This is a genomic window from Glutamicibacter sp. AOP12-B1-11, from assembly GCF_052379245.1.
Taxonomy (GTDB): domain Bacteria; phylum Actinomycetota; class Actinomycetes; order Actinomycetales; family Micrococcaceae; genus Glutamicibacter.
The window spans coordinates 15,433-32,912 of sequence record NZ_JBQSYL010000005.1 but is presented as its reverse complement, the minus strand read 5'-3'; the positions used below and the strand labels follow the sequence as shown (position 1 = coordinate 32,912).

12 protein-coding genes are annotated in these 17,480 nt (G+C 61.6%); 8 read left to right on the top strand and 4 right to left on the bottom strand.

The annotated features are described in order from the left end of the window. The first annotated feature begins 27 nt into the window (after positions 1-27). Genes ACT3UQ_RS04020 through ACT3UQ_RS04010 form a run of 3 tightly spaced genes read left to right on the top strand, consistent with a single transcriptional unit; the run spans position 28 to position 5,112 of the window. On the top strand, positions 28-741 hold the full coding sequence (locus ACT3UQ_RS04020) for a hypothetical protein (RefSeq protein ID WP_146113372.1): 714 nt from the start codon (positions 28-30) through the stop codon (positions 739-741). A gap of 47 nt (positions 742-788) precedes the next feature. Next, a complete protein-coding gene (locus ACT3UQ_RS04015) occupies positions 789-1,895 on the top strand; it encodes a PDDEXK nuclease domain-containing protein (RefSeq protein ID WP_105569868.1) in 1,107 nt (368 codons plus the stop codon). Positions 1,896-1,917: 22 nt separating this feature from the next. Further along, entirely contained in the window at positions 1,918-5,112 is a 3,195-nt protein-coding gene (locus ACT3UQ_RS04010; RefSeq protein ID WP_219844261.1) for a type I restriction endonuclease subunit R, read from the top strand. 78 nt (positions 5,113-5,190) lie between these two features. Here the strand turns inward: ACT3UQ_RS04010 and ACT3UQ_RS04005 are convergent, their stop codons facing one another. The 3 genes from ACT3UQ_RS04005 to ACT3UQ_RS03995 form a co-directional block, all read right to left on the bottom strand. Beyond that, entirely contained in the window at positions 5,191-5,943 is a 753-nt protein-coding gene (locus tag ACT3UQ_RS04005) for an SDR family oxidoreductase (RefSeq protein WP_105649480.1), read from the bottom strand. A gap of 183 nt (positions 5,944-6,126) precedes the next feature. Beyond that, positions 6,127-7,515, bottom strand: a complete 1,389-nt coding sequence (locus ACT3UQ_RS04000; RefSeq protein WP_105569865.1) for an MFS transporter — start codon at positions 7,513-7,515, stop codon at positions 6,127-6,129. A gap of 377 nt (positions 7,516-7,892) precedes the next feature. After that, positions 7,893-9,305, bottom strand: coding sequence for an NAD(P)H-quinone dehydrogenase (locus tag ACT3UQ_RS03995; RefSeq protein WP_105649481.1), 1,413 nt, complete (start codon positions 9,303-9,305; stop codon positions 7,893-7,895). Between the two features lie 114 nt (positions 9,306-9,419). On the opposite strand from ACT3UQ_RS03995, the gene ACT3UQ_RS03990 reads away from it, so the two are divergent. From ACT3UQ_RS03990 to ACT3UQ_RS03970, 5 genes are all read left to right on the top strand, one after another. After that, positions 9,420-10,220: a purine-nucleoside phosphorylase gene (locus ACT3UQ_RS03990; protein WP_105569863.1), complete on the top strand. Its 801-nt coding sequence runs from the start codon at positions 9,420-9,422 to the stop codon at positions 10,218-10,220. A gap of 37 nt (positions 10,221-10,257) precedes the next feature. Beyond that, entirely contained in the window at positions 10,258-11,988 is a 1,731-nt protein-coding gene (locus tag ACT3UQ_RS03985; protein ID WP_444636511.1) for a phospho-sugar mutase, read from the top strand. A gap of 56 nt (positions 11,989-12,044) precedes the next feature. Then, the gene (gene deoC / locus ACT3UQ_RS03980) at positions 12,045-12,731 is read left to right on the top strand and encodes a deoxyribose-phosphate aldolase (protein ID WP_181148502.1); all 687 of its coding nucleotides are present in this window, start codon (positions 12,045-12,047) and stop codon (positions 12,729-12,731) included. 35 nt (positions 12,732-12,766) lie between these two features. Beyond that, a complete protein-coding gene (locus ACT3UQ_RS03975; protein WP_105569860.1) occupies positions 12,767-13,018 on the top strand; it encodes a hypothetical protein in 252 nt (83 codons plus the stop codon). Between the two features lie 104 nt (positions 13,019-13,122). Further along, complete coding sequence (locus ACT3UQ_RS03970; RefSeq protein WP_258133601.1) at positions 13,123-13,602, top strand: tetratricopeptide repeat protein; 480 nt, start codon at positions 13,123-13,125, stop codon at positions 13,600-13,602. Positions 13,603-13,661: 59 nt separating this feature from the next. Here the strand turns inward: ACT3UQ_RS03970 and mfd are convergent, their stop codons facing one another. After that, positions 13,662-17,288: a transcription-repair coupling factor gene (mfd, locus tag ACT3UQ_RS03965; RefSeq protein ID WP_105553838.1), complete on the bottom strand. Its 3,627-nt coding sequence runs from the start codon at positions 17,286-17,288 to the stop codon at positions 13,662-13,664. Between the last annotated feature and the right edge of the window lie 192 nt (positions 17,289-17,480).

Sequence of the window (17,480 nt, the reverse complement as noted above, 5' to 3'; positions counted from 1 at the left end):
ATGCACTATTTCTCGGAGCGAGCGCTCATGGATCACGTGCACGATGGGCATATACTGTCTCGCACTCGCGGATGGAAAGTTGGTTTATCGCGATTTTTCAGCGCCGAACGAAACATCGAACATAGCGAAGTACTCTCGTCGGCTGAACGCGTCGATATGGCTCTCAAAGTGGCACGACGAAAGAATCGCCAAATTCGAAAAGACCCTTGGGAAGTATTCGAAGGCTCATTACTAGATACTTACGTTACCAATCTATGCATCGGCGTTATGCCATTTGGATTATTCGGGAACAGTACTTATGGCGAGGCAAGCGTCATGTGGGGACATTCGAATACACCTCCACAACAACCGTTCCGAGAGCAAGAAACGGATCTAATTCTTGTGGGTTCGCCTGACAATGTCGCCCATGGTGGCTGGGTTCGGGGTTGGACCAAGGAGCAGCTACGCACAACACGCGGATACCCTTCTGATCCATCAATCCTTGCCGAAATAGTGCGGACGGAACTTGAGCTCAACTCACCAGAAGTTGCTGCCGATGTCTCCGCAATGATGGCTGTATGGATCGAAAGCGGTGATCGTGCAGTTTTTGCCATGCAGGAGACTGAACGTTCACGCCGCACTTGGGATCGGCAAATCCGTCTCCCTTCCGCTCGGCTAACTGCGGCCGTATTGGATACTGCAGACGTTAATGAACGGCGCATCATTTTGGCCCGCCCAATCCTCATTGAAGAAGCAGGATAGCAAAACGAGACAGTAACCCGCCCCAACTTGTTGAACGGAGTTCTATCATGCATGAATCTCAGCCCAGGGATTCCAGCAGACTGAGTAAAATCGGGTTCTCGAATGCCCCAGCACGATCCTCCGTTCCGCAATGGTACATCGACCTCCTGACGGCTGTCTCCACGCGTATCGAGACTGGTCAAGCTCGTACTATTTCCGCCGTAAATCAGGGATTAATCCACACCTACTGGGGAATTGGCGCCGAGCTCCTCGCCCGAGAAACCGAGGAAGGCTGGGGCGCACGTGTAGTGACGCGCTTATCTTCTGACTTGAAGGAACGGTTTCCTGACGCGCGAGGGTACTCTCCGCGAAATCTCCGGTACATGAAATCGCTAGCCGAGGCATGGCCGGGCTCAGTAATGTTGCAAGCGCCGCTTGCAACATTACCTTGGTACCACCACATCGCTTTGCTAGAGAAGCTTGATAATTCCGAGGCTCGGCTCTGGTATGCATCGCGAGCTATCGAAGAGGGCTGGTCCCGTAACTCCCTCGTCCACGAGATCGCGACTCACCTGCATGAACGTTCCGGTAAAGCAGTAACCAATTTCCACGACAGGCTTCCCGAATCGGCTGCCACTCTGGCCCAAGAGTCCATCAAAGACCCATATATCTTTGATTTTCTGTCGCTGGGCAACCAACGCAACGAGCGGGACCTCGAGAACCAGCTCATCAAGCATGTCGAGCATTTCCTGCTCGAACTTGGCCGTGGATTCGCCTTTGTCGGCCGGCAAATGAGACTGAATATCGCCGGAGACGAGTTCTTCCCGGACCTGCTTTTCTACAACTTCAAGCTCCGCCGCTTCGTCGTCATCGAATTGAAAGTCACCAAATTCGAACCGGGCCACCTCGGGCAATTGGGCATGTACATGAGCGCGGTAGACGACCTTCTCGCCCAGCCAGACGATGAACCCACCATCGGACTGCTCTTGTGCAAGACGAAAAACGAAGTCGTGGCCGAATACGCGTTGCGTGGGTTCAAATCCCCCATCGGCGTCGCCGAGTGGGCCACCGAAATCAAGGACTCCCTGCCGGCGGAGCTCGCCACAGGACTTCCAACCATCGAAGAGCTCGAATCAGAACTCGAAGATGCCCATCAGCTAGATCAGCAGTCCTAGGAAAGGATCCCTCATGAATTCGATGAACAACGAGGATGTCTGGGAAGGTATCACTCTCGAACGGCTCGGCGAAGAAGGCTGGGAACCCAAACACGGCAAGTACATTGCCCCTGGCACCGGCGAGCGCGACTCCTGGGATGAACTGCTGATCAAGCCGCGCCTGCTCGCCGCCTTGCGTCGGTTGAATCCTGGAGTGCCGGACCAATATCTGCAGCAAGCCTTGGCTGAAATCATCGCTCCCAAATCCCAAGATGCCATTGCGGAGAACTACCGGGTCCACCGGATGTTCACCGAAGGCTATCGGCTGTCCTACTACGATACGGACGGGACCGAACAAAACCCGACCCTGCGCCTGATGGGCATGGAGGAAACGGACAACCATTGGTTGGCCGTCAACCAGGTCCGCCTCGTGCAGGGCGAATACGAGCGCCGCTTCGACGTAGTGCTCTACTGCAACGGCATGCCCGTGAGCATCGTCGAGCTGAAGAAGGCCGGTGCGGTCTCCGCCACCGTGGCCACTGCCCACGCCCAGCTGCAAACCTATCTGCGCGAGTTCCCGTTGGCTTTCCGCTTCTGCGTGTTCACGCTCGCCTCCGACGGACTGGATGCACGGTACGGCACCCCATTTACCCCGCTGAACCATTTTTCTCCATGGAAGGTCGATGATGACGGGGTGCCGGTGGAAACCGGCCATGACCTTAGCGGTGAAGCGCCGCTGCCACTGGAAACTGCCCTGTCCGGGCTTTACAATCCGTCCCGCTTCCTCCAGCTGCTCTTCTGGTACACCGCCTTCGACGGCGGCGAGGAGCTGCAAAAGCGCATCGCCAAGCCGCACCAGTACTTTGCCGTGGCCAAGGCCGTAGGCTCGACCATCACAGCGGTGAAGTCCACCGGCAAGGCCGGGGTGGTCTGGCATACCCAGGGCTCGGGCAAGTCCATGGAAATGGAGCTCTACGCCAACCGGGTGATGCGGCACGCTCAGCTGAAGAATCCGACCATCGTGGTGATCACCGACCGGAACGAATTGGACGGCCAGCTCTTCGCCGGGTTCGAGCGCTCGCTGCTGCTCCCGGACACTCCCATGCAGATCCAACGGCGCAGCGACCTGCGCGCAGAACTGTCCAATCGGGTGACCGGGGGCATCTATTTCACCACCTTGCAGAAATTCGGCAAGACCAAGCGCGAACGCGAAACCGGCCAAAGCCATCCATTGCTGTCGGACCGCAAGAACATCATCGTCATGGTGGATGAGGCCCACCGCAGCCACTACGACGATCTGGATGGTTATGCCCGCCACCTGCGCGATGCGCTGCCCGGTGCCACGCTCATTGCCTTCACCGGCACCCCGATTTCCTTTGAAGACCGCAACACCCGCGACGTGTTCGGCGACTACATCGACATCTACGACCTGTCCCGGGCCGTGGACGACGGGGCTACCGTTCCGGTGTACTTCGAGCCGCGGCTGATCAAGGTGCAGCGCTCGGAGGAATTGAGCGAAGAGGACATCGACAATGCGGCGGATGAGGCCACCGTCGGTCTGGACGACACCGAACGAGTCAAGATCGAGCAATCGGTGGCCGTGGTCAATGCGGTCTACGGAGCCCCGGAGCGCATCGAGATGCTCGCCAAGGAAATCGTGGATCACTGGGAGGAGCGTCGGGCAACCATGTCCGGGTTCATCGCCGAGCCGGAGGGAAAACCCACCTATGGCAAGGCCATGATCGTTGGCGGAACCCGGGAAATCTGCGCAAACCTCTACGCCGCGGTCATCAGGCTGCGCCCGGACTGGCATAGCGATGAGTTGACCGCCGGCAAAATCAAGGTGGTTTATTCCGGGGATGCCACGGATGTGCCGCCGGTGTCCACGCATGTCCGCCGCGACTCGCTGAACAATATCGTCAAGGCCCGGGTGAAGAACCCCGAGGACGAACTGGAATTGGTCATCGTCAAGGACATGATGCTCACCGGCTTTGATGCCCCGGCCTTGCATACCCTGTACCTGGACCGCCCGCTCAAGGGCGCCCTGCTTATGCAGACCCTGGCCCGCGTGAACCGCACCTTCCGCGGCAAACAAGACGGGTTGCTGGTGGCCTTCGCCCCGTTGGCCGATAATCTGGCGGCGGCTTTGCAGGAATACTCCTCCACTGACCAGAAACGCAAACCCGTGGGCCGCAACGTCGAGGAACTGGCGGTCCTCACCAAGCAGCTGATCGCCCAGATCGAAAAGATGCTCGCCGGTATCGACTGGCGGTTGCTGCGCAGCGGGCCTTCGGCCCGTTCCTGGCTCGGCGCGGTGCACAGCACGGTGAACTACCTGCGCGATCCGCTGACTCCAGGCAATCAGCCAGCCGAAGGCGAAGCCAGCCTCGGGGCAACCTATCGCATCGCATCCTCGGCCTTGGCGCGCGCCTGGTCGCTGTGCTCCGCCTCCGGCGCGGTGGATGAGCTGCGCGCAGATGTGCAGTTCTTCGAGGAAGTACGTGTCTGGATGGCGAAATTCGATGCGCAGGAGCGCCGCGCCAACGGACGCCCGATTCCAAGCGAGATCCAGACGCTGCTGGGGAACCTCATTGCCCGGTCCACCGATGTCACCGGTGAGGTCTTAGACATCTACGAAGCCGCCGGGATGCCCAAGCCCAGCTTAGGCCAGCTCACCCCGGAATTTGTTGCGAAGGCGAAGAAGGCCAAGAACCAGCATCTGGCCATCGAGGCACTGCGTAAATTGGTAGCCGAGGAATCCATCAACGTCACCGCGCACAACATGATTCGCCAGCGCGCCTTTTCGCAGCGCATCACCGAACTGATGCGCAAATACACGAATCAGCAACTCACCAGCGCGGAAATCATCGCAGAGCTGCTGGAGATGGCCGACGAAATCACCGATGAGGCCAGCCGTGGCGAACGCTTCGAGCCGCCGTTGGACTACAAGGAACTGGCGTTCTACGATGCCATCAGCCAGAATGAGTCCGCGGTCGATCTGCAAGGTCCGGGAATCCTTGCCGAGATCGCCCGCCAGCTCGTCGCCATGATGAAAAGGGATGCGAAAACCGATTGGACCGTACGCGAAGATGTACGCGCCAAATTGCGTTCCCAAGTCAAACGGCTGCTGGTGATCAACGGCTACCCGCCAGACCAGCAGCCCGAGGCCATCAAGCTCGTGATCGAGCAGATGGAAACCATGGCCCTGCGCGAGAACGTCCGCGCCAGGGTGCACTGATACCTCTTGCTGGCCTTCCTGCGTTGCTTCCCTGCATTCCCGGCTGCTTGCCGGCTCCGCGAAACCGCAAACGGGCTCTTACTGCCTTTGCTGTTCCTGCAGCCAATCGGCAAAGGTCTGGGAGCCCAGCCGCGCGCCGGTTCCGGGCAGCAATGTGCCATCGCGCATGGCACGGCCCATTGGCCCGGGAATGGGTATTTCCATCACGCGCTTGGCCCTTCCGGTGGCGTGTTTGAGATAGGCGCGAACCAGATCCACCATCCGCTCTTCGCGCGGACCGGCGAGATCTGCCACCACGCCTTGCGGCTGGGCCACCGCAAGCTTCACCAATTCGGCGGCGACCTCGGCCGCCGCGATCGGCTGCGAACGCATAGCCGGAGCAAATTGCGCCGGGCCAAGGCCCAAACGGCCTTGCATTTGACCGGCGAACTCGTGGAATTGGGAGGTGCGCAGCAGGGTATATCCGCCGGGCTGCGCCATCAGCAAACGCTCCTGAGCTGCCTTGCCCGCATAATATTGGGCGTCCACCGCCAAAGCGCCAATGATCGACAGGGCCACATGATTGGCGCTGCCCACCGCCCGACCGGCGGCCAGCAGGTTTTCGGTGACCTTTGTGAAGAATTCCACCGCCGTGCTGGTGCGCATGCTTGTGGTGCTCGTAACGTCGATAACCGCGCCCACCCCTGCCAGGGCTTGGGCCAGGCCGCGGCCGGTCAGCAGGTCCATGCCCGTTTTTCGGGTCAGGATCAGCGGCTGGTGACCGGCCATTTCAACCGCGGCCACCACGTGACGGCCGATAGTTCCGGTTCCACCTGCAATAGCAATCTTCATGGGCTTTCCCTATCTCGGATGCCTGCCACGTCAGCAGGCTCACCATGAGCACTAGCTCGTCTCTTTCCATTCCGACTCTACGACAAGCTCAGCCGTTTTGAACCGCCAAAAGCAAAAGAAGGTGCGCAGGGAATTTCCTGGCGGAATTCCCTGCGCACCTTCGAAAACATTCGGCGACCGAGGCTACTCGACGAATTCCTCCATGTCCACGTCCTTGGTCTCGCGGGTCAGGAAGAGCGCAAAGAGCGTCAGCACCGCGGCGATGGCCAGGTAGATTCCGACGCCCATCGTGTTGCCCTTGCCGGCGCTCCACAATGCGATGGCCACGAACGAAGCCGGAGCCGCACCGATCACCGAAGACATGTTGTAGGCAACTGCCGAACCGGTGTAGCGCACGTTTGAAGGGAACAGCTCAGGCAGGAAAGAAGCCATCGGACCGAAGGTCAGGCCCATGAGCGTGAAACCGATGACCAGACCGGCCATCGCCGCGCCCTGCCCCGGACCGAAGAACAGGGTCCAGGCCAAGCCGAAGACCAAGATTCCGCTGGTAACCCAGATCAGGAACTTGCGGCGGCCGAACTTCTCGGCCAGCGGCCCGGAGACCACGGTGAAGATACCGAAGAAGACGACGCCGATGATGAGCATGGTCAAGAAGGTTGGGCGTTCGATACCCAGACCCGGGACGAACCCTTCGGCGCTAAAGGTCTTTCCTGCGGCATCGGCGGCGGCCTGTCCCTGTTCAATCGTTGCCGCGGTGGTGCCGTAGGTCAGCGTGAACGAGGTCATCAGGTAGAAGAGCACATAGGTGGCAAGCATGATGAAGGTACCGGCCAAGGTTGGTCGCCAGTGGTTCTTCATGGTCACCGAGAATGGGGACTTCACCACTTTCTTCTCGTTGAGCACCTTCTGGAAGGACAACGATTCCACGAGCTTCAGGCGCACCCACAGGCCAATGATGACCATCACCGCGGAGAAGTAGAACGGAACGCGCCAGCCCCAGGCCAAGAACTGCTCGGCGGTCAGCGTGGTCTGCAGGACCACGAACATCAGGTTAGCCAGGATGAAGCCAACCGGTGCGCCGAGCTGCGGGAAGGTTCCGTAGATGGCGCGCTTGTTCTTCGGAGCGTTTTCGGTGGCAAGCAATGCGGCACCGGACCACTCGCCGCCCAAGGCCAGGCCCTGTGCGAAGCGCAGGATCACCAGCGCAGTGGGCGCAAGCACCGTCCAGTGGCCTTGCGCGGCGGGTAGGAAGCCCATCAGGAAGGTCGCAATACCCATCAGCAGCAACGAGGCAACCAGAGTTCCCTTGCGTCCTAGCTTGTCGCCGTAGTGGCCGAAGACGATCGAACCGAGCGGGCGCGCGATGAATGCGACACCAAAAATGGCGAAAGAGGACAGGATGGCGTTGATCGCCGTGGCGTTGGGGAAGAACAGCGTTGGGAAAACCAATACCGACGCGGTGGCGTAGGCATAGAAGTCGAAGAACTCGACCGTGGTGCCAATCATGCTGGCGAACAGCACGCGCCCACGGGTGTTTTCCTTTGGCGCTACTGTCTGGTTAGCCTGCGACATGGCGGCGGCTCCTTCTGAAGTGCGAGTAAAGGCTCGTTTATGACTTCACAATGGTAAGCCGAAACGACCAGTATGTGGATATTTGTGTCCAATATTTGGACACATTTTTTATTCAGCACCCGCCTGGCCACTTATCCGCCCCTGACTTGCGCGAAATGTGCTCCCGAATAGTGAGACGCGGCAATCGAACGCAGCGCATGCCTTATATCAAAAGACGAGCGGACTATGAAGTGCCCCACGAAAATATACTTCTGCGCCAATCTGCGGCAGTGGCCTTGCGCACCACCTGGCGCTGGCTTCCCACGGCCCTGACAGCGCGAAAAAGCCGGGCATTCCCGATTGCTGCTCAGGAACGCCCGGCTTATGCGGCAAGAGACCTAGATATGACGGTGCAAGCGGCGGGCGGCTTCGGCCAACGAGCCGGAGAGCGATGGGTAGACCGAGAAGGTTTCGGCTACATCATCCACGTGCAGGTTGTTCTGCACCGCAAGCGCCAAGGAGAAGATCAATTCACTGGCCCGCGGTGCGACGACGACGCCACCGATAACGGTGCCCGAGCCCTTGCGCGCAACGATCTTCACGAAGCCCTGTTCGACGTTCATCATTTTTGCCCGAGCGTTCGTGTTCAGATCAATCTTGATGATGTTCGCTTGGTACTTGCCCTCGGCGACCGCACGCTGCGAGACACCGACGGTGGCGATTTCCGGGGAGGTGAAGACGTTCGAGGAGACCAAATCCAGATCGATCGGCTTCACCGAGTCGCCAAGCAGGTGAGCAACCGCGATGCGGCCCTGCATCGCGGCCACCGAAGCCAGCGCGAAGACACCGGTGCAGTCGCCAGCCGCGTAGACGTTGGTGACGGTGGTGCGCGAAACGCCATCCACCTTGATGTGGCCCGAATCGCTGAGCTGAACGCCGGCTTCCTCCAGACCGAGGCCTTCGGTATTCGGGATGCCGCCGACCGCAACCAGGCAATGGCTGCCTTCGAGCACTCGGCCATCGGCCAAGGTGACGAACACCTTGTCCCCCTTGCGCTCCACCCCTTCGGCGCGAGCCTGGGAAACGACATTGACGCCGTTTTCCTTGAAGGCGTCCTCAAGCACGGCCGCGGCGTCCGCGTCCTCGCCCGGAAGCACACGGTCACGCGAGGAGACCAAGCTCACCTTGGCGCCAAGCAAATTATAGGCGGAAGCGAACTCGGCACCGGTGACACCGGAGCCGACAACGATCAGGTGCTCTGGCACCTCATTCATGTTATAAATCTGGGTCCAGTTGAAGATGCGCTCGCCATCTGGCTTGGCGGTAGGAAGTTCGCGCGGATGGGCGCCGACGGCAAGCAATATGGCGTCGGCTTCGATCGACTGCTCGGAACCGTCCGGGTGGCTTACCGCCACCGTCTTGCGGTCCACCAGGCGGCCTTCGCCGATCACGATACGCACCCCGGCGCGCTCCAGACCGGTGCGGATATCCCCGGACTGCTCCTTCGCCAGGGCCAGCAAACGGTGGTTGACCACCGAGAAGTCGGTCTGCGCATCGTTGATGCCCTCGATGTGGACACCGAAGGTTTCTGCGTGCTGCACCCGACGTACCGCGTCAGCGGTAGCGATGAGGGTTTTGGACGGCACGACGTCCGTGAGGACCGCCGAACCACCCATCCCGGCACGCTCTACGACGGTGACATTGGCACCTAGCTGGGCGGCTCCCATGGCAGCTTCATAGCCACCTGGTCCGCCACCAAGGATTACTAAACGGGTTGCTTTATTCCTACGATCTGCGCTCACCTTTCCCATTGTTCACCATGCACCGGATTTGCGCACATCACGATCCAGTGAATTTCGCCCTGTTGCCACGGTTGCCACCTGACAAAGGGGCTACCTACCGGTAGCGTATTTCAAGTGAATGATATGCAAAACGACCCACAGGCGTTGGCGGCACAGGCCGCCCAGGTAATTGCCGAGCAGACTAACGTCGAAAAGCACGACATTGCTCTTGTCCTAGGCTCCGGTTGGGGCCAGGCCGCCGAACTGATCGGCGAGACCACCCACACCCTGGATGCCGCCAACATCCCCGGGTTCCATGCCCCGGCCGTACCCGGCCACCGTGGCAGCATTTCCTCGATCCTGACCGAAACCGGCAAGCGCGTGCTGGTCCTTGGCGCGCGTACCCACTATTACGAGGGACGCGGAGTCCGTTCGGTAGTGCACCCCATCCGCACCGCAGCCGCCGCCGGCTGCACCCAGGTGGTGCTGACCAATGGCTGCGGCGGGCTGAATCCAGCATGGACTCCGGGCACCCCGGTGCTGATCTCGGATCACCTCAACCTCACCGCCACGTCCCCATTGGAAGGGGCCACCTTCGTGGATCTGACGGACCTCTACTCCTCGCGCCTGCGCGAGGTGGCCCGTGAGGTCGACCCGACCCTGGACGAAGGCGTATACGCTCAGTTCACCGGCCCGCACTACGAGACCCCGGCCGAGGTGCGGTACGCCAAAACCATCGGCGCCGATCTGGTGGGCATGTCCACCGCGCTGGAAGCCATCGCCGCCCGCCATGCGGGAATGGAAATCTTCGGCATCTCGCTGGTGACCAACCTGGCCGCCGGCATCAGCCCGATTCCATTGAGTCACGAAGAGGTCATCGAAGCCGGCCAGGCTGCCGGCCCGCGCATCTCGAAACTTCTGGCGCAGATCATCGCCCGGCTCTAGGCGAGAATCAACTTCACTTTTCGAGGCTAGGAAAACGATGAACCACACCGAGAAAATCCAGCTCCTGGCGCGGGCGGCCCATTGGGCAGCGCAGGACCCGGATGCGGCTACCGCCGAAGAACTCCAGCAGCTGATCGCCCGGGTCGAATCCGGGGATGCGATCGCCATGGACGATCTTGCCGAGCGCTTTTCTGGCGTGCTCGAATTCGGAACCGCAGGGTTGCGTGCCGAACTTGGCGCCGGCCCGATGCGGATGAACCGCGTCGTGGTCATGCGCACCGCCGCCGGGATCGCCCGGTTCCTCAGCGAACGGGCCGCGGGCGCCTATGCGCCCAAGGTAGTGATCGGTTTCGACGCGCGCTACAACTCCGAGGTGTTCGCCGTGGATTCGGCGGCGGTTTTCACCGCCGCCGGCTTCGAGGTCTTGCTCATGCCTTCGGCACTGCCCACCCCGGTGCTGGCCTGGGCGGTGCGCACCTTCTCCGCCGAGGCCGGAGTCATGGTCACCGCGAGCCACAACCCGCCCCGAGATAACGGCTACAAGGTTTATGTCGGCGGCAGGGTGGCCGACGAGGTGGGCCGCGGCGCGCAGATCGTCTCCCCCATCGATGAGCAGATCGCGGAGCTCATCGACCCGAACCAGCCGGTGGCGCAGATTGAGCGTCTGCCCTCCGGGTGGACGGTGCTTCCGGGTGCCGGCCAGGACGGAGATGTCGAGGCGGCCTACCTGGATTCGATCGGCAAGGTGATTGACGCGGCGGATGAAGCCCGCGCGCTGCACCGCAAGCAGCTGAAGGTAGTGGTCAGCGCCATGCACGGCGTCGGCGGCCACACCATGCGCCAAGCCTTGCGCAACGCGGGGTTCACCGATGTGCATATGGTCCCCGAGCAGGAACACCCGGATCCGGACTTCCCGACGGTGAAGTTCCCCAATCCCGAAGAGCCGGGGGCCATCGATTTATCCCTGGCCCTGGCGCGCAAGGTCGGCGCAGATCTGGTTATCGCCAATGACCCCGACGCGGATCGTTGCGCCGGCGCCATCCATGACGGCACCGCGTGGCGCATGCTACGCGGCGACGAAGTGGGCTGGCTGCTCGGAGATCAGCTTTCACGCAGCCTCCCGGCGGAACAGAAGCTGGCCAATTCCATCGTCTCCTCGCGCATGCTCGCGGCGATTGCCAAGGACAGCGGGCGCGAACACGAGGAAACCCTCACCGGTTTCAAGTGGATCTCGCGGGTGGAGAACCTCGGCTTCGGCTACGAAGAAGCACTGGGCTACTGCGTGGCCCCGGGGCTCGTGCGCGACAAGGACGGAATGTCCGCGGCGTTGGTACTCGCCGACCTGGCGGCGGAGCTCAAGGCCAGCGGCAACAGCATCCAGGGCCGCCTGGACGAGCTGGCGGCCAAGCACGGCGTGCATGTCACCGACCAGCTTTCCCTGCGCTTCACCGACCTGTCGCAGATTCCGGTATTGATGGACAAGATCCGCACCAACGCCCCGGCAGAACTAGCCGGAGCGGCGGTCACCGAGGTCACCGACCTGTCCCGCGGCACCGAAAAGCTGCCGGCCACCAATGCAATGGTGCTGCACACCTTTACCGGGGCACGCGTCATAGTCCGCCCCTCGGGCACCGAACCCAAGCTCAAGTGCTACCTCGAAACCGTGGAACGCGCAGATGACTTGGCCGGCGTGCCTGCCGCCCGGGCGCGTGCCACCGAGCAGTGCCTAGCCATAAAGCGCGAACTCGAAGCGTTCCTGAACGAATAATTTCTTCGTACAGGACCTGCTCAAAAACTATGTAAGAGAACGAACAGAGGATCATGATGAGTGAACTGAGCGCCCGCGAAATTGCCGGCTATATCGACCACACCCTGCTGGCACCGAACGCTTCGCGCGAACAGATCGTGACGATCTGCGAAGAAGCCAAGCAGTATGAGTTCAAGTCCGTCTGCGTGAACCCGCTGTGGGTTTCCACGGTCTCCCGCGAGCTGTCCGGCTCCAACGTCTTGACCTGTTCGGTGATTGGCTTCCCGCTGGGCACCTCCACCACCGATACCAAGGTCTTTGAAACCCGCACCGCGGTCGCCGACGGCGCCAACGAGATCGACATGGTGATCGACGTGTCCGCGGCGCTGCGTGGCGATGGCGACGCGCTGGTTAACGAGATCTTCGCCATTGCCCAGGCAGCCCACGAAGGTGGCGCTATCTTGAAGGTCATCATCGAAACCTGCCTGCTTACCGAAGAGGCCAAGGTTCTGGCTTGCGAGGCCGCCAAGGCCGCGGGAGCCGATTTCGTGAAGACTTCCACCGGTTTCTCCACCGGTGGAGCCACCGTGGAAGATGTCGCCTTGATGCGCAAAACCGTGGGCCCCGATCTAGGGGTCAAGGCTTCGGGCGGCGTGCGCAGCGTGGAAACCGCCCGGGCCATGATTGCCGCCGGCGCAACACGTCTCGGTTCCAGCTCCGGAGTTGCTATCCTAGAGGGAGAGCAAAGCGGGTCCAGCTACTAGGGCACCGCACCCATTCGTTTCCTCAAGGAGAAAAAGTGTACTCGAACGGCAAGAACACCGCCCACTCTGGTGAAGGTCGCCTCGTTGGCAACATCGTTAATACCGTGATCTTCCTGGTGCTGTTCTCGGCCGGCATCTACGCCTTGTCCTACTGGACCTTGGAGACCGCTTGGTGGCCGACCATCGCATGCTTCGTGCTGTCGTTCGGCGCCTTCGCAATTCCGATGCACCTGATGGGCCGCTCGGACTCCATCGCCGTGGCTGCCGCAGCTAGCACCGCCAAGTAAGTAAAGCTTGAGCTAGGGGGAGGTCTTCGGGCCTCCCCCTTTTTCGCGCCCCGTCCGGCCAAGGCTGCTTGCTTGGGCTTGGATTGCCAGACTAGTCTCAAGCCATGACCGGCAGCTGGCAAGAACGTATCGAATTATTCTGGAACACCGCAGGGACTAAAAATCCAGATGCCCTGCGCAATGAGCTGGCGCAACTACTGGCGCAAAAGCCAGCCGATGATGCTGAGGCCCTTTTTGAACGAGCCTCGCTGCACGATTATCTGGGCGAGGAGGCCCTGGCCGTCGGCCCCTACCGCGCGGCGATTGCCGGGAGATTGAGCGAGCAGAAACTGAGCGAAGCGCGAATCCAGCTGGCCAGCACCCTGCGCAATTTGGGAGAGGTCCGGGAAGCCATCGAATTGCTCCGTATGGTCGGCCCGGATTCTTCCTTGCACCGTGATGCCCAAGCGTTTCTCGCCTTGGCCTTGCATGATGCCGGTGAAGGCTCCGCGGCCCTTCAGGTCGCCTTGCAGGCATTGGCTCCGAGCCTGGAACTCTATGCCCGGCCGGTGCACGCCTACGCGGCCGAATTGCGCACCAGCTGACCGATGGCCGGGATCCCAGAATCCAGTTCTGGAATCCCGGCCATCGATTTGCTCGAGGCCTACTTTTTCGCTTCGGCCGCCGCTGGTGCCGCCGGCGTCGGCTCGAAGATTCCATAGAGCATGCGCTCGGCCCATTCAAGGATCGCCTCGTCGGCAAGGTCCTTGCCGCCCACCGGCGACGTCCGCGGCTTCGGGATGAAGATTGCGTTCAAGGCGGGCTTGTTCGCGGCCCCTGGGTAGAGGCGTTCCAAACGGACCTGACGCGAGGCCGGAAGGTCTCCGATCTTCGCCGGTGACACCTTGATGTGGTTCCCGATCTGCTGGATGTCACGCAGCCCCACCGCGCGTGCCCTCACGCGCAGCGCCGCGACACGCATCAGGTTCTCTACCGGCTGCGGCAGCTTGCCATAACGGTCCTCGAGCTCCTCGCGGACCTCGGCGAGCGCTTCGGCGGTTTCGGCTCCGGCGATATTGCGGTAGGCCTCCAAACGCAGCCGTTCACCCGGCACGTATTCGTGGGGCAGGTGCGCATTGACCGGAAGATCAATTTTCATTTCGGTGGCTTCTTCTTCGCCTTCGCCCTTGAAGTCGGCTACCGCCTCGCCGACCAGGCGCAGGTAGAGGTCGAAGCCGACCCCGGCGATATGTCCGGACTGCTCCCCGCCAAGCAAGTTGCCCGCTCCGCGCAATTCAAGATCCTTCATCGCCAACTGGTAGCCCGAGCCGAGCTCGTTATGCGCTGCCACAGCCTTCAGCCGCTCCAGCGCCACCTCGCCGAGCGGCTTCTCCACATCCCAGAGGAAGTAGGCGTAGGCGCGCTCGCGGGCACGTCCCACACGCCCGCGAAGCTGGTGAAGCTGGGAGAGCCCGTAGTTGTTCGCCCGGTCCACGATCAGCGTGTTGGCGTTCGAGATGTCCAGGCCGGTTTCGATGATGGTGGTGGAGACCAGCACATCGAACTTCTTCTCCCAGAAGTCCTGGATGATTCGTTCCAGCCGCGATTCGCTCATCTTGCCGTGCGCCACCTCGACGCGCGCCTCGGGAACCAGTTCGCGCAGCTCCGCGGCGACCCGGTCGATGGAGGAGACCCGGTTGTGCACGAAGAACACCTGGCCGTCGCGCATCAGCTCTCGGCGGATCGCGGCGGAGATCTGCTTATCGCTGCGCGGTCCGACGAAGGTCAGCACCGGATGGCGCTCCTCCGGAGGCGTGGCCAGCGTCGAGGTCTCGCGGATGCCGGTCAGGCTCATTTCCAAGGTGCGCGGGATTGGCGTGGCGCTCATCGCCAGCACATCCACGTTGGTGCGCATCTTCTTCAGCTCTTCCTTGTGTTCCACACCGAAGCGCTGTTCCTCGTCGATGACCACCAACCCGAGGTTCTTGAACTGGACCGTCTTGGACAGTAGCCGGTGGGTGCCGATCACGATATCGATCGAGCCGTCCTTGAGCCCGGCAAGGATTTCCTTGGATTCCTTGGCCGTCTGGAAACGGGAAAGCGACTTCACTCGCAGCGGGAATCCCGAATAGCGTTCGGTGAAGGTCTGGTGGTGCTGGGAGGCAAGCAGCGTGGTTGGCACCAAGATGGCCACTTGCTTGGAATCCTGGACCGCCTTGAACGCGGCACGGACCGCGATCTCGGTCTTGCCGAAGCCCACGTCACCGGAGATCAGCCGGTCCATGGGGATCTCGCGCTCCATGTCCTGCTTGACCTCGTTGATGGCGGTGAGCTGATCCGGGGTCTCGATATAGGCGAAGGCCTCTTCGAGCTCGTTCTGCCACGGGGTGTCCGGGCCGAAGGAGTGGCCGCGGCTGGCCATCCGCGCCGAGTACAGCTTGATCAGGTCCCCGGCGATCTCCTTGACCGCCTTGCGGGCCTTTGACTTGGTGCTGGCCCAGTCCGAGCCGCCCATCTTGGACAGGCTTGGCGCTTCGCCTCCCACATAGCGGGTGACCAGGTCCAGCTGCTCCATCGGAACGAAGAGCCGGTCCCCCGGTGCCCCGCGCTTCGAAGCGGAGTATTCCACCACGAGGTATTCGCGTTTGGCATCCTTCGAGGAGCCGGACACCTTGCGTGCCACCAATTCCACGAATTTGCCGATGCCGTGCTGCTCGTGCACGATGTAGTCGCCGGTTTGCAGGGACAGCGGATCCACCGCATTGCGCTTGCGCTTGGCACTGAGCTTGCGCGTCTTGCGGCTGCCATAGGCGCTCGAACGCCCCAACAGGTCGGCCTCGGTCAGCAACCCGAATTTCAGCTCGTCAAAAACGAAGCCGCGCCCCGCGGTGGCCTGCGTGATTTCGATGAGTCCCGCCGTGGGCAGCTCGCTGAGCTCCGGGACACGGTGCGCCGGGATCTGGTATTCCTGGAAAAGTTCAGACAGCCGCGCCGCCGGGCCCGGGCCTTCGGTGGCCACCACCAAGCGCCACCCGTCCTTGACCCGGCCGGAGAGGAATTCCATCATCGCTTCGATGTCGCCTTGGTAGCCGCGTGGCTCGCGGGCCTCGACTCGGATGGTCGCCGCGCCTAGGCCAAGATCTTCATCCGCACCCAGCGAGGTCAGCGACCACCAAGAGACCTTGGCGTCCTTGGCATGCTCAACGGTTTCGGCCAGCGAGGCGAAGTCTCCGGAGGCGAGCTTGCGTCCGGATTCCGCGGTGCTCAGATCCAATGGCGCCGCCGCGCCGTCGGAGGCCGAGGCCCACGCCGCGGCGAGGAATTCAGCGTTGGTCGCGTTCAGGTCGTGGGCGCGGGAGCGGACTCGCTCGGGTTCCATCACCAGTGCGATGGACGAGGCCGGAAGCAGCGAGAGCAACGGCACCATCTCATCCACCAGCAGCGGCGCCAGGGATTCCATGCCTTCCACCGCTATGCCGCCGGCAATTTTGGTCAGCATTTCCGTCGCCGCGGGGAAGTTCGCCTTGAGGTTGGCGGCCCGGCTCATCACCTGCGGGGTAATGAGCATTTCGCGGCAGGGAGTGGCCACGATCTTGGCTGGAGCCTCGCCTTCCAAGGAACGCTGATCGGCGATCGAGAAGTAGCGCATCGAATCGATCTGCTCGCCGAAGAAGTCGATGCGCACCGGATGCTCGAGAGTTGGCGGGAAGACGTCGATGATGCCGCCGCGGACGGCAAATTCGCCGCGATGAGTGACCATGTCCACCCGGGCATAGGCCGCCGCGGCCAGATCCCTGATGACGCTTTCGAAGCCCGGCTCCGCGTCGAGCTCGAGCTCCACCGGGCGCAGCTGCCCCAATCCGGAGACCAGCGGCTGGAGCACCGCGCGAATCGGCGCGATGATGACCTTCAGCGTCGGGTCTCCGTCGTGCAGCCGACGCAGGACTTCCAGGCGACGGCCCACGGTATCGCTGCGCGGGGAGAGCCGCTCATGGGGCAGGGTCTCCCAGGAAGGGAACTCCGCAATCTGCTCTGCGGGCATGTATGCGGTCAGGGAGGCCGAAACATCCTCGGCCTCACGCCCGGTGGCGGTCACGATCAGCATGATCGACTGCTCTTGCCCGGAGAAGAGCCCCTCGGCGACGTGGGCGCCGAGAATCGCGCGCATCCCCGGCGGGGCGGCGATCTCCAGCTCTTCGCTGCGGGCGTTGAAGGCCAACGAGGCGCCTTGCTGGATTCGCCTAAATGACGGTTCCTCGCGCAGGAAATCATGAAGTCCGCTCAGGCTCATGTTGCTTAAAGTTCCTCTCCTGAAGGCAAAATATCCGGTAGCGCACCACAAACAACGACCGCAAAATGTTTCCGCGGTCGGCGCAATGCCAATATGTTGTTTTATGCGGCCTTCCTAGCCTACCTAACCTGAGGGAACCGATAGGGTTAATAACGACCAGAACCGGCACGGAACACAAGATTGTTCTGCACG

What these genes read in the sequence shown, in the direction of transcription:
- ACT3UQ_RS03970 (WP_258133601.1), top strand. Translation starts at nt 13,123, where the DNA reads ATGACCGGCAGCTGGCAAGAACGTATCGAATTATTCTGGAACACCGCA.
- ACT3UQ_RS03995 (WP_105649481.1), bottom strand. Translation starts at nt 9,305, where the DNA reads ATGGGAAAGGTGAGCGCAGATCGTAGGAATAAAGCAACCCGTTTAGTA.
- ACT3UQ_RS04000 (WP_105569865.1), bottom strand. Translation starts at nt 7,515, where the DNA reads ATGTCGCAGGCTAACCAGACAGTAGCGCCAAAGGAAAACACCCGTGGG.
- deoC (WP_181148502.1), top strand. Translation starts at nt 12,045, where the DNA reads ATGAGTGAACTGAGCGCCCGCGAAATTGCCGGCTATATCGACCACACC.
- ACT3UQ_RS03985 (WP_444636511.1), top strand. Translation starts at nt 10,258, where the DNA reads ATGAACCACACCGAGAAAATCCAGCTCCTGGCGCGGGCGGCCCATTGG.
- ACT3UQ_RS04020 (WP_146113372.1), top strand. Translation starts at nt 28, where the DNA reads ATGGATCACGTGCACGATGGGCATATACTGTCTCGCACTCGCGGATGG.
- ACT3UQ_RS03990 (WP_105569863.1), top strand. Translation starts at nt 9,420, where the DNA reads ATGCAAAACGACCCACAGGCGTTGGCGGCACAGGCCGCCCAGGTAATT.
- mfd (WP_105553838.1), bottom strand. Translation starts at nt 17,288, where the DNA reads ATGAGCCTGAGCGGACTTCATGATTTCCTGCGCGAGGAACCGTCATTT.
- ACT3UQ_RS04010 (WP_219844261.1), top strand. Translation starts at nt 1,918, where the DNA reads ATGAACAACGAGGATGTCTGGGAAGGTATCACTCTCGAACGGCTCGGC.
- ACT3UQ_RS04015 (WP_105569868.1), top strand. Translation starts at nt 789, where the DNA reads ATGCATGAATCTCAGCCCAGGGATTCCAGCAGACTGAGTAAAATCGGG.
- ACT3UQ_RS04005 (WP_105649480.1), bottom strand. Translation starts at nt 5,943, where the DNA reads ATGAAGATTGCTATTGCAGGTGGAACCGGAACTATCGGCCGTCACGTG.